The organism is Pseudomonas sp. Pseusp11 (assembly GCF_047304405.1).
GTDB lineage: Bacteria > Pseudomonadota > Gammaproteobacteria > Pseudomonadales > Pseudomonadaceae > Aquipseudomonas.
The window spans coordinates 1-12,347 of sequence record NZ_JBGLZF010000011.1 but is presented as its reverse complement, the minus strand read 5'-3'; the positions used below and the strand labels follow the sequence as shown (position 1 = coordinate 12,347).

The following is a 12,347-nucleotide window of genomic DNA, read 5'->3' as shown; positions in this document are numbered from 1 at the left end:
TGTTGCCGCTCCAATGACTGTGTTGAAATACCTCCAGGCTTATCCTGCCGCGTTGCAGGACCAGGTGCGCCAACTGATCGCCGAAGGTCGGCTGGGCGATTACCTGAGCCAGCGCTATCCGGAAAAACACGGGGTGCAGAGCGACAAGGCGCTATACGCCTATGCCCTGGACCTCAAGCAGGAATACCTGCGTAACGCCCCGGCCATCGACAAGGTGTTGTTCGACAACCGTCTGGACCTGACCCACCGCGCGCTCGGTCTGCACACCGCGATCTCACGGGTGCAGGGTGGCAAGCTCAAGGCCAAGAAAGAAATTCGCATCGCCTCGCTGTTCAAGGAAGCGGCGCCGCAGTTTCTGAAAATGATCGTGGTGCATGAGCTGGCGCACTTCAAAGAGTCGGATCACAACAAGGCGTTCTACAAGCTGTGCGAGCACATGTTGCCGGGGTATCACCAGGTGGAGTTCGATTTGCGGGTATACCTGACGTGGCGGGATATGCACTGACAGACCAAGATCTTCTACAAGGAGTGCATGGATGGACGTGAGCAAGACCAAGAGCAGCTTCTACCGCCGATTGTACGTGGCGTACCTGATCGACAGCGGGCTGGCCAGTAACGTCCCTGCATTGACCGAAGTGACCGGCATGCCCCGACGCACGGCTCAGGACACCATCGCGGCGTTGGCGGATCTGGATATCGTTTGTGAATTCGAGCAGGAAGAAGGCGCGCGCAACCACGCGGGGCGCTATCGGATTCGCGAGTGGGGGGCGATTGATCGGGGGTGGATCGAGCGTAATCTGCGGCAGATTAAAGCGGTGCTCGAGTATCCCTGAATTACCGACCCCGATCATTCCCACGCTCTGCGTGGGAATGTAGTCCTGGACGCTCCGCGTCCCAAGAGCGGACGCAGAGCGTGGGAACGATCATTGCGGGCGACGCATCCCGATATGCGGAATCTCATCCTCCAGGTATTCCTCACCCACCGCCACAAACCCGTACCTCCCGTAATACCCCTGCAAATGCGCCTGGGCCGAAAGATAGATCGGCACTTCAGGCCAGTGCCTGGCAGCCTGTTTCAACGCCTGGCTCATCAACTCATGCCCAAGCCCGGCACCGCGTGCCGCGGGTGCGATGATCACCCGGCCAATCACCACATCGCCGCCCTGTAATTGCGGGTCGAGCAATCGCAGGTAGGCCACCAGCCGATCCCCGTCCCAGCCCATCAAATGGCAAGTGTCACCTTCCAGGTCCTGGCCATCGATGTCTTGATAAGCGCATTTCTGCTCGACGACAAACACTTCGGCGCGCAGCTGCAAAATGGCGTACAGCTGCTCTTTACCCAGATCGCTGTGATGTTTGCAGACCCAATCGATTGTCATCTTCACATTCCTTGAACAACGTTGCTCCGATACTAAGCGCCCTGAGCCGGGATGTCTTTATGGCAGAGGAATCTGTGATAAAAGCCAAAATGCCATCATTCATTTCTCGCGAAGTTGTCTTCTTTGTGTAATCTGCGATGAAGCGCTGTGCAATGGCCTCAATGAGCTAATGTTAGGACCTGGGTTCGCCGGTAGAGGAACCTTGGAGTTTTGGCTGAAAAACACGTCGGGCAGCTCGCCCGCTAAGGATTTCTGGCATGCCGCGGTTTCATCGAGCGTTTGCTTTGATCGGATTGCTGTTGCTGACTCAGGCCGAAGCTGCGGAAAAGCTGCGTCTGGTCGCCGATGCCTGGCCACCCTTTACCGACGCCACGCTGGTCAATGGCGGTGTGGCCACGGACATCGTCAGTACCGCGCTGGCCCGGGCCGGTTACGCCAGCGATTTCGAACAAGTGCCGTGGGCGCGGGCCTTGTTTGGGGTGGGCGAGGGACGTTACGACGTACTGGTCAACACCTGGTACGCCGATGAGCGCACGAAGCTGGGGCAATTTTCCGGCGAGTACTTGCTCAACCGCGTGCGCTTTCTCAAGCGCAAAGACACGCCAATCGAATACAACAACCTGCAACAACTGCACACCTACCCGATAGCGGTGGTACGCGGTTATGCCTATTCGCAGGAATTTGATGAGGATGTGTCGTTGCAGAAAGTCCCGGTGCATAACTTCGCCATGGCTGTGCGCATGGTCGCGGCCGATCGGGTCAAGCTGACTTTGGAAGACGAGTTCGTCGCCCGGTATTACCTGGCGCGGGAGTCACCCAAAGTGCGCAATGCCGTGGAGTTCCTGCCCAAGCCGTTGAGCGAGAACAGTCTGCATATTCTGGTGAGCCTGAAGAACCCGGAGCATGAACAGATCGTCGCCGGTTTCGATCGCGAGATTGCGGCGATGAAGGCTGATGGGAGTTATGACAAGTTGCTCAGGCAGCATGGGATGTGATCTGAAAGGCCTGCCGTTTCTGGGCTGACGCCTTCGCGGGCAAGCCTCGTCGCTACACATCTCAGGCTTCGCCAGTGTCCTTGATCAAATGCGCCGCCAACGTCCGCAACGGCCCCAGTTGCCGGCAGATCAACGCCAGTTGCGTCTGCACCAGGCGCTGCCCTTCATCGATTTCATCCGGCATCTGCTCAAGCGCATTGGCCAGCGCTTCTTCCTCATCACTCTGAATCGCAATCGGCTGTTTGCTCGCCAGGCCCTGGGCGATTGCGTCGAGGCTGGTGGCCAGGCTCACGCCTGCACCGTCGATCAGGTGCTCGCGCACATCCGACGGCAGTTGGGTTTCACGGTGTGCCCCAAGTCCCGACAAATAGCTGAGCAGGGTGTGCGACAGCACCAGGAATCGGAACCCGACATCGGCTTCCTTACGGAAGTGCCCCGGCTCCATCAGCATGTTGGCCAGTGTCGTCGACAACGCCGCGTCGGCGTTGTGCGCGTTACGTCGGGCCAGGCGATAAGCCAGGTCGTCGCTTTTACCGGCGGCGTATTGCTGCATGATCTGGCGCAGGTAAATGCTGTTGCAGGTCAGGGTATTGGCCAGCACTTTGTTCAGGCGTCGGCCCTGCCAGTCCGGCAGGAACAGGAATACCGCCAGGCCGGCGATCAGGCTGCCGAGCAAGGTATCGAGCAGTCGTGGCAGGAACAGCCCGTAACCATCCCCGACCTGGTTGAAGCAGAACAGCACCATCAAGGTGATCGCCGCGGTCGCCAGGGTGTAGCGGGTCGTGCGGTTGGTAAAGAACACCACCCCGGCCACGATCGCGAAGCACGACTGCACCAACGGGCTCGGAAACAGATCGAACAACGCCCAGGCCGCAGTCAGGCCGATGGCGGTGCCGATGATCCGCTGGCCAAGTTTGCGGCGGGTGGCGCCGTAGTTCGGCTGGCAGACAAACAGCGTGGTGAGGATGATCCAGTAACCTTGCGAGGGGTGGATTAAATGCACCATTGCGTAGCCGATGCTCAATGCCAGGGGCAGGCGCAGGGCGTGGCGGAACAACAAGGACGTCGGCGTCAGCTGTGTGCGCAAGCGAATCCACACATCCTTGAGGCTGCGTGGCGAACGGTCGAGCAGGCTGCTGTCGGTGGCGTCTGCGAGCGCATCGGGGTTGCTGGCGTCGCGGAGCAAACGGTCGAGGGTGCCGAGGTTGGCGGCCAATGCCCGCAACGAACGCAACAGACCGCGCCACGCCGGATTGCTCTGGATGCGCAGGTGTTCGAGGGAGGCGTGCAGGTCGCTCAGGGCTTCGGCGAAGCTGGCGTCATAGATGAACGGCTGGCGCATCTGGATCGATTCGGCCAGCGCGCGGCACACCTTGCCTTGCTGGCGCAGCAGGCGCTGACAGCGGAACAGCACGTCGCTGTGGAAGAACGCCTCGGCCAGCGCGTTGTAAGGGTAGTGCGAGGAGCTGGCGCGCTCGTGGATGTCCTGGGCGAGGAAGTACAGCTTCAGGTAACGGCTGAGTTTCGCACCCGGCCTGCCATCGCCGACCCGGTGCAGAATGATTTCCTTGGCGGCGTTCAGGGCTGCCACCACCCGACCGTTCTGCTGGGCCAGTTCCAGGCGGCGCGCTTCCACGTCCAACTGCCGGATCGGTTCGAACAACGACGATTTCAGCTTCAGGTAATAACCCAGTTCACGGAACAACCGCGCCAGGCTCTGTTGCACCGGCTGGTTGGAAAACAGCGCCTGCCACAGCACCGAGAGCAAGCCATACCACGCTGCACCGGCCACCAGCAGCACCGGCTCGTGCCAGAAATCGGTGACTGCACCGCCGCGCTGGTCCACGCCGATCATGGTGTAGACCGACAGAATCAGCGTCGCTGAAGCAATCGCGCCATAACGTTCGCCCAGCGCGCCGAGCATGGTCAGACAAAAGCTGGCCAGGGCAAAGGCGATGATAAAGAGAACGGGGTAGGGGAAAAGCAGTTCGACGGACAGGGCGGCGACCATAAAACACACCAGCGTCACGGCCAGCGCGTTGAGGCGGCCCTGCCAACTGTCGTCGGTTTCGGCCAGGGCGCTGGCGATGATCCCCAGGAACAACGGGATCAGCAGGCCCATTTCATCCTGATACCAACACAGCGCCATGGTGCCGGTCAGGGCGATGAACACCCGAACGCTGTAACTGAATTTATCCAGCGCCCAGAGGCGACGCAGAGACTGCCGAAATGTGGTCGATGACATGAAGTGCGAAGGCCTTCCGAGGCGATGACGCTAAATTGAGCCACTAATGACGCCGACGCAATGGCGCCGATCACATCAGACAGCAAAATCTGTTCCTTCCCTGGCGAAACACGCTCCCCTGCAGGGGTAATGCTGTTCACTTAAACGCACTCTCCAATCATGGCTACCTTTGTGGCGAGCGAGCTTGCTCCGGGCGGCGTTCCGACGCTGGGCTGCGTAGCGGCCCCAAAAATCTGACAACTATTGCCGATTTTTGTGAGTGCTACGCACTCAAGCGGGAGCAAGCTCCCTCGCCACAGGTTTCTCTGATTCAAGACGCTCTTAAGTGAACAGCATCAGTGAACAGCATTACCCTACAGGGGGAGCGGTGTAGTCAGACGTACTGCGCCGCCGCGTAGCCGGAGGCCCAGGCCCATTGGAAGTTGAAACCACCCAGATGCCCGGTGACGTCGAGCACTTCACCGACGAAATACAGGCCGGGGCTTTTCAGCGACTCCATGGTTTTGGATGACACTTCGCGGGTGTCGACGCCACCCAGGGTCACTTCGGCCGTGCGGTAGCCCTCGGTGCCGGCCGGCACAACTTTCCAGCTCGCCAGTTTTTCGGCGATGTCTGCAATTTCCGCGTGGGTGTACTGCTTCATAGGTTTGGAAACGAACCAGTTGTCCGCCAGCAGGTTGGCCATCTTCTTGGTGAAGATCTCACCGAGCAGGGTTTTCAACTCACTGTTTGGGCGCTCGACTTGCTGCTGTTGCAGCCAGCTCGGTACGTCGTGGTCCGGCATCAGGTTGATTTCCACCGTGTCGCCGGATTCCCAGAACGAAGAAATCTGCAAAATTGCCGGGCCGCTGAGGCCGCGGTGGGTGAACAGGATGTTCTCGCGGAAACTCTGGTCGTTGCAGCTCACCAGGCAATCCACCGACGTACCGGACAGCTCGGTGCACAGCTCCTTGAGCTGATCGGTGATGGTGAACGGCACGAGGCCGGCGCGGGTCGGCAGCAGGTCGTGGCCGAACTGCTTGGCCACCTGATAGCCGAAACCGGTAGCGCCGAGGGTCGGAATCGACAGGCCGCCGGTGGCGATCACCAGGGATTGGCAAGTGATCTGGCCCAGCGTGGTATCCAGCAGATAACCGCTTTCGAGCTTCTCGATGGTCTGGATCGAGGTGTCCAGGTGCAGGCTGACGCCGACCTGATTGCACTCCTCGAGCAGCATTTCGAGGATGTCGCTGGATTTGTTATCGCAGAACAACTGGCCGAGTTTTTTCTCGTGGTACGGCACGCCGTGTTTGGCCACCAGACCGATGAAGTCCCACTGGGTGTAACGCGCCAACGCAGATTTGCAGAAATGTGCGTTCTGCGAGAGGAAATTGCCTGGTTCGGTGTACATGTTGGTGAAATTGCAGCGGCCACCGCCCGACATGAGGATTTTCTTGCCGGCCTTGTTGGCGTGGTCAAGCAACATCACCTTGCGCCCGCGCCCGGCGGCGGTCAGCGCACACATCAACCCTGCGGCGCCAGCGCCAATGATCACGACTTCGGTAGAGCGCAAAACGGTGTCCTCACACATTGATCGTTCCCACGCTCTGCGTGGGAACGATCACAGGGAAATACAGTGTTCTTACAGGATGCGCACGCGCAGCGAACGGCCTTTGATTTTACCGTCGTTCAGGCGCTGCAAGGCTTGCTTGGCGATCCCGCGTTCCACGGCCACATACGCCTGGAAGTCGAAAATTGCGATCTTGCCGACCTGGGCGCCGGGAATGCCCGCCTCACCGGTCAGTGCGCCGAGAATGTCACCCGGACGGACTTTGTCTTTACGGCCCGCACCAATGCACAGCGTGCTCATCAGCGGCAGCAGAGGACCGCCGCCCTGGGATGTGAGGTTATCCACCTGATCCCAATTCAACGGCGACTTCTGCAGTTGCTCGATGGCTTGGGCGCGATGGGCTTCGGACGGTGCGACCAGACTGATCGCAATGCCTTTCTCGCCGGCACGACCGGTACGGCCGACACGGTGAATGTGGATTTCCGAGTCACGGGCCAGTTCGACGTTGATCACCATGTCCAGCGCATCGATGTCCAGGCCGCGTGCGGCGACGTCGGTGGCAACCAGTACCGACGTACTGCGGTTGGCGAACATCGCCAACACCTGGTCGCGGTCACGCTGTTCCAGATCGCCGTGCAGGCCGACGGCGGAGATGCCTTTGGACGTCAGGTGATCGACGGTTTCCTGAACCTGCTGCTTGGTGAAGCAGAACGCCACGCAGGACGCCGGACGGAAGTGGCCGAGCACCTTGGTCACCGCGCTCATGCGCTCTTCCGGGGAAATCTCGTAGAAACGCTGCTCGATCTGCGTGTCGTCGTGGAACGCCTCGGCCTTCACTTGCTGCGGATTACGCATGAACTTCGACGCCAGCTGCTTGATGCCCACCGGATAGGTGGCGGAGAACAGCAGGGTCTGGCGACGTTCCGGGCACTGGGCGATGATTTCTTCGATGGAATCGTAGAAACCCATGTCGAGCATGCGGTCGGCTTCGTCGAGGATCAGCGTGTTCAGGCCGTGAAGCACCAGCGAACCCTTGCGCAGGTGTTGCTGGATGCGCCCTGGAGTGCCGACGATGATGTGCGCGCCGTGCTCCAGTGAGCCGATCTGCGGGCCGAAAGACACGCCGCCGCACAGGGTCAGGACCTTGATGTTGTCTTCGGAGCGGGCCAGGCGACGGATTTCCTTGGCGACCTGGTCGGCCAGCTCACGGGTCGGGCAGATGACCAGTGCCTGGCAACCGAAGAAGCGCGGATTGATCGGGTTCAACAGGCCGATACCGAAGGCGGCGGTCTTGCCGCTGCCGGTCTTGGCCTGGGCGATCAGGTCCATCCCCTTGAGGATCACCGGCAAGCTTTGCGCCTGGATCGGCGTCATCTGGGCATAACCGAGGGAGTCGAGGTTAGCCAGCATGGCGGCGGACAGCGGCAAAGTATTAAAAGCGGTGGCGATGGTGGTCACGGGACTGGCCTGCAAAACAAAATGTCGCGCAGTGTATCAGTCCCATGGCCATTCGCCCTAAGGCTCTATGTGTTGTTCCGGACGTTTGACGCGCCGTCCGTCTTCTCTCGACAACTGCGAGAAGATGGTTGCAGCCAGCATCGCCATGATTCCGACCGTCACAAACGTCAGCTGGAACGCGCCCAGAACCGTGTCCACGCCGTCATTGCCGATCTCCGCCGTGAAGCCGCCGAGCAGGGCGCCAGCGCAGGCCACGCCGAGGCTCAGGGACAATTGCGCGACCACCGACAGCAAACTGTTGCCGCTGCTGGCGCTGGCATCGTCGAGGTCGATCAGGGTCACGGTGTTCATCGCGGTGAACTGCAAGGAGTTGATCGCCCCCAGAATCGCCAACTGGGCCAGCAACAGCCAATACGGCGTCTGCTCGCTGACCAGGCCCATGCTCGCCAGCATGATCCCCAGCGCCAGGGTGTTGCCGGTCAGCACGATGCGGTAGCCGAAACGTTCGATCAACGGCCGCGCCACCGATTTGGCGACCATCGCCGCCGCGGCCAGGGGCAGCATGCTCATCCCGGCCTGAGACGGCGAATAACCCAGCGCCACTTGCAGCAGCAACGGCACCAGGAACGGCAATGCGCCGCTGCCCAACCGGGCGAACAGATTGCCGAGGATGCCCACGGCGAAGGTCCGGGTCTTGAACAGCGATGGCGCAAACAGCGGATTGTCGGTGTGCCCGGCCCGCAGCCAATAGGCCGCCAGGCAGGCCATGCCGGCAAACAACAGCAACATCACCCGCAAGTGCGGTAAATGCAGTTCGCCGAGGCCTTCCATGGCGATGGTGATCAGCACCATCGCCGCGCCGAACAGCAAAAAGCCCAGGCTATCGAAGCGGGTGCGTTCACTGCCGCGCAGGTCGGGAATGAATTTCCACACGGCGTAGCAGCCGACGGCACCCACCGGCAGGTTGATCAGGAAGATCCAGTGCCAGGTCAGGTATTGCACCATCCAGCCGCCCATGGTCGGGCCGATCAGCGGGCCGAGCAGGCCGGGAATGGTGATGAACCCCATGATCCGCACCAGATCCGAGCGCGGATACGCGCGCAGCACTACCAATCGTCCGACCGGCAGCATCAAGGCGCCGCCCAGGCCCTGGATCACCCTGGCGCCGATCAGCATGCTCAGAGTGCTCGATAAGGCGCAGAGCAATGAGCCGATGCTGAACAACAGGATGGCGCCGAAGAAGATCTTCTTGGTACCGAAACGGTCGGCGATCCAGCCGGAGGCGGGAATCAGCAAGGCGACGGTGAGCATGTAGGCGATGATCACACCCTGCATGCGCAGCGGGTCTTCGGCCAGATCCCGAGCCATGGCGGGGAGGGCGGTATTGAGGATTGTCCCGTCGAGGGACTGCATGAAGAAGGCAATGGCGACGACCCACGGCAACCAGCGGGCGGTGACAGCGTCGAGAGGTGGGCGGTTGGGCATGGGGCCTCTTGTTAATGCAGATTCGTGGCTGGCGCTGAACCTTGTGGCGAGGGAGCTTGCTCCCGCTCGGCTGCGTAGCAGTCGTAAATCCGGTGAATGCGGTCTGTCTGATAGAGCACATTGCCGGTCTGGGGCCGCTTCGCAGCCCAGCGGGAGCAAGCTCCCTCGCCACAGGTTTTTGTGTTTACAGGGTCAAGGTCAATCGGCTGACGAGCGCTCCCGGCAGCAATGCCGAAGACGTGTTCCGCTGACTGTAGGTGCTGGCCGACAACATCAGCTCGCGTTCCTCGGTCAACGCTTCCAGCTGCGAACCGAGCAGGCTGTAGGCGCTGTCATCGAAGCGCATGGTGCTGACCGGTGCCTGAATCTCGCCGTTCTCGACCCAGAAGGTCGCGAACCGTGTCATGCCGGTCAGGCGTGCTGCCGGTTGGTCCGAGTAGTTCAGGTACCACAGGTTGCTGATGTACAGACCGGTGCCCAGTTGCTTCAGAATCTCGGCGTCAGGCAAAGCGCCGGCCGCCATGTTCAATGCACTTGGGGCTTCACCACCGCCGGCACCGTTGGCGGTCAGGCCGTATTCGGCGGCGCTGCGTGAACCGACCAGTTGCTCGCCTGCCTTGCCCTCAACAATCAGCCGCAGATCACTGCGTGGATAACCTTCACCGGAGAACGCCGGGCTCAGGGAGCCGCTGACTTTTTCATCCAGAGACACCAACGGGCTGAACGAGCTGTCGCCACCGTAGAGCTTCTGCAGCGGACTGCTCTTGCTGGCAATCGACTGCGCCGAGAACCCGCCCCAACTGAGCATGCCCATGATTTCTTCCAGGGCTGCCGGCGCGAGGTACGCGCGGTACTGACCCGGCGCCAGCGTGCGCGTTGGCCGACCCAGAAACGCCAACTGCTCGCGGGCCTGCTGGAAACGCCGGGCAAAGCCTTCGCTGTTCCAGTCGTGCCCGGCATAGCTGGCTTTCACCGCCTGACCGTTTTCATGGAACAGGCTGAAATCGAAGTTGAAGCTGTTGGCCTGATGCCAGCCGAACGCGCCCGAAGAACTGGCGAAACCGCGACTGATCGGCCCGGCGGCATAGAAACCGACCAGATCCAGCCCCTCGCCGGCCTGAGTGATTTCAGCGACCACCTGCTCGGTATCCGGCAGCGGATGATCCTGCACGTTGTTGCTCTGCCAGTCGTCATGGTTGAGCAGCAGGTACGGGTCCTGAGGCAGCAGCGGCAGGGTCTCGCGCAACTGCTGCAGCCCCTCGGCCAGACGCTGAAGATCGACTTCCGGATCGCCCGACAACGTGATATCGAGGTCGGCGTGGCGCCCATCGTCGATCAGTTTGAAGCCGATGCTTGCCTGCTGCACCTGCCCGGCCTGACGCACCTTGGCGTGGTTGAAACGCACGAAGGCCGACGATTCGGCGGCGTAGCTGAGGGTGAACTGCTCAGGCGTGCGCAGTGCATCGCGCAGCCAGTCGACCAAGGCCTTGAACGAATCGGCCTGGTTTTTTGAAGTGCTCGTGGACGTACTCATCAGGCATCTCCCCCAAACACATCAACGTTGCTGAACACACAGGCCGGCGACGCATGGCCGACACGGATCACCTGGTTCGGTTCGCCCTTGCCGCAGTTCGGCGTGCCCAGCACCTTGAAGGTGCTGACGTCACCGACGGCGCGCAGGCTCTTCCAGAATTGCGCGGAAATCGCCCGGTAATTCGGGTTCTTCACCACGCCCTTGAGTTCGCCGTTTTCGATCAATTGGCCCCATTCGCAACCAAACTGGAATTTGTTGCGCGCATCGTCGATGGACCACGAACGGTTGGTGCTCATCAAAATGCCGTGCTCGATGTTGCCGATCAGTTGCTCAAGCGGTTGATCGCCAGGCTCGATGTTGAGGTTGGCCATGCGGTCGATCGGCGGACGGTTCCAGCCGCAGGCGCGGCTGTTGGCCACGCCGTCGAGGCCGGCCCGGAACTGCGAGAGTGCGCCGCCCAATGGTCGCAGCAGCAAACCTTCCTTGATCAGAAATTGCTTGCTGGCGGCGGTGCCCTCGTCGTCATGGCCGTAGCTGGCGAGTTGTTCGGGGATGTCCGGGTCGAATGTCACATTGAGCAGTTCGGAACCGTATTGCAGGCGGCCGAAGTCTTGCGCCTTGACGAAACTGGTGCCGGCGTAATTGCGCTCGTCGCCGAGGATGCGGTCCAGTTCCAGCGGGTGACCGATGGACTCGTGGATTTGCAGCATCATCTGGTCGGGCATCAGCAACAGGTCGCGCGGGCCTTGCGGGGTGTTCGGTGCCAGCAGCAATTGCAGCGCCTGGTCGGCGACTTTCGGGCCGGAGCCGATCAGTCCGCAACGGCTGATCACATCAAAGCCGCCCTGCTGACCGAAATTCTCGCGGCCGAGGGTGCGGGTCTGGCTGTCGCTGCCATCGTAGGCGGTGACGTCCATGCTCGGGTAGACGAAGCGCTGGGCCTGGCGCAGTTCAGCACCGGCGCTGTTGAGGTAGATCTGCTCGACGTTGGTGATGCCGATGCTCGCCTGCCAGTTCACCAGGCGTTCGTCCTTGGGCACGGCGGCGGATTCGGCGCCGAGCACTTGGTAGCAATCGCTGAGAGACGGGAAGGGCTGGTCGAGGCTCGGCGAGAAATAGTCGGCGCTGTCGCTGGAAACCGCTTGCTCACGCAAGTCGAGGAGCGCGTGGGGCTTGAGTCGACGGGCTTGCTGCTCGGCTTTCTCCAGCGCGGCTTGCAGCCCGGACTGGGACAGGTCGTTGGTCGCGGCATAGGCTTCGACGCCGTTGACCCGAACGGTCAGCATCGCACCTTCGTCCCGGCTCAGGCTCGGCGGTTCGGCGACGTTCTTGCGCACCGACAGGTACTGGCCGGATTCGCGTACATAACGCAGCGAAAAGAATTCAGCGCCCGTGCGCAACGCAGCGAAGCGCTGCTTGAGCTGGGGGTGGAAATCGAACATTCGGGAACCTCCTTGGTATGGAGCGGCGGCGAATCGGTGTTGCGAGGGGGTGAAACGTTTGCGTGGCGCTAGATTAGGCCTGCGTGGGGGTAGGATCAAGGGCGGAGCGGTGTAGGAAGGGGTGAGGTCGGGGAGTCAGAAAAATGTTTATTGCTTGGGCGGACGCTTTCGCGGGGCAATTGGGGGGGCGCCCCCCGGGGGGGGGGGCGCCATGACCCCCCCGGGGGGGTTTAAAGGGTTTATTGGGGGGGGGGGGAAAA

The 12,347-nt window shown here is 61.1% G+C and carries 10 protein-coding genes; 3 read left to right on the top strand and 7 right to left on the bottom strand.

The annotated features are described in order from the left end of the window. Positions 1-13: 13 nt before the first annotated feature. Complete coding sequence (locus tag ACCC96_RS11090; RefSeq protein ID WP_413695826.1) at positions 14-505, top strand: M48 family metallopeptidase; 492 nt, start codon at positions 14-16, stop codon at positions 503-505. A gap of 31 nt (positions 506-536) precedes the next feature. Continuing rightward, positions 537-833 carry a winged helix-turn-helix domain-containing protein gene (locus ACCC96_RS11085; protein ID WP_007937940.1) on the top strand — a complete coding sequence of 99 codons (297 nt, stop codon included), beginning with the start codon at positions 537-539 and terminating at the stop codon, positions 831-833. Between the two features lie 90 nt (positions 834-923). On the opposite strand, the gene ACCC96_RS11080 is transcribed toward ACCC96_RS11085, so the two are convergent. Then, positions 924-1,379 carry a GNAT family N-acetyltransferase gene (locus tag ACCC96_RS11080; RefSeq protein ID WP_413695825.1) on the bottom strand — a complete coding sequence of 152 codons (456 nt, stop codon included), beginning with the start codon at positions 1,377-1,379 and terminating at the stop codon, positions 924-926. Between the two features lie 257 nt (positions 1,380-1,636). Here ACCC96_RS11080 and ACCC96_RS11075 point away from each other — a divergent pair, with 257 nt between their 5' ends. After that, positions 1,637-2,374 carry a substrate-binding periplasmic protein gene (locus ACCC96_RS11075; RefSeq protein WP_258671411.1) on the top strand — a complete coding sequence of 246 codons (738 nt, stop codon included), beginning with the start codon at positions 1,637-1,639 and terminating at the stop codon, positions 2,372-2,374. A 61-nt stretch (positions 2,375-2,435) separates the two neighbouring features. On the opposite strand, the gene yccS is transcribed toward ACCC96_RS11075, so the two are convergent. The 6 genes from yccS to ACCC96_RS11045 all read right to left on the bottom strand — a co-directional run bounded on the left by yccS (position 2,436) and on the right by ACCC96_RS11045 (position 12,087). Further along, positions 2,436-4,619, bottom strand: coding sequence for a YccS family putative transporter (yccS, locus tag ACCC96_RS11070; protein WP_413695824.1), 2,184 nt, complete (start codon positions 4,617-4,619; stop codon positions 2,436-2,438). A 373-nt stretch (positions 4,620-4,992) separates the two neighbouring features. Continuing rightward, positions 4,993-6,171 carry an NAD(P)/FAD-dependent oxidoreductase gene (locus ACCC96_RS11065; protein WP_413695895.1) on the bottom strand — a complete coding sequence of 393 codons (1,179 nt, stop codon included), beginning with the start codon at positions 6,169-6,171 and terminating at the stop codon, positions 4,993-4,995. Positions 6,172-6,240: 69 nt separating this feature from the next. After that, on the bottom strand, positions 6,241-7,578 hold the full coding sequence (gene dbpA / locus ACCC96_RS11060; protein ID WP_230175555.1) for an ATP-dependent RNA helicase DbpA: 1,338 nt from the start codon (positions 7,576-7,578) through the stop codon (positions 6,241-6,243). A gap of 105 nt (positions 7,579-7,683) precedes the next feature. Next, positions 7,684-9,270 (bottom strand): multidrug transporter subunit MdtD, encoded by a 1,587-nt coding sequence (mdtD, locus tag ACCC96_RS11055; RefSeq protein ID WP_413695823.1) that lies wholly within the window; start codon positions 9,268-9,270, stop codon positions 7,684-7,686. A 25-nt stretch (positions 9,271-9,295) separates the two neighbouring features. After that, positions 9,296-10,645 (bottom strand): TldD/PmbA family protein, encoded by a 1,350-nt coding sequence (locus ACCC96_RS11050; protein ID WP_413695822.1) that lies wholly within the window; start codon positions 10,643-10,645, stop codon positions 9,296-9,298. Next, entirely contained in the window at positions 10,645-12,087 is a 1,443-nt protein-coding gene (locus tag ACCC96_RS11045; protein WP_413695821.1) for a TldD/PmbA family protein, read from the bottom strand. Before ACCC96_RS11045 ends, ACCC96_RS11050 begins: the two co-directional genes overlap by 1 nt. Positions 12,088-12,347 lie beyond the last annotated feature (260 nt).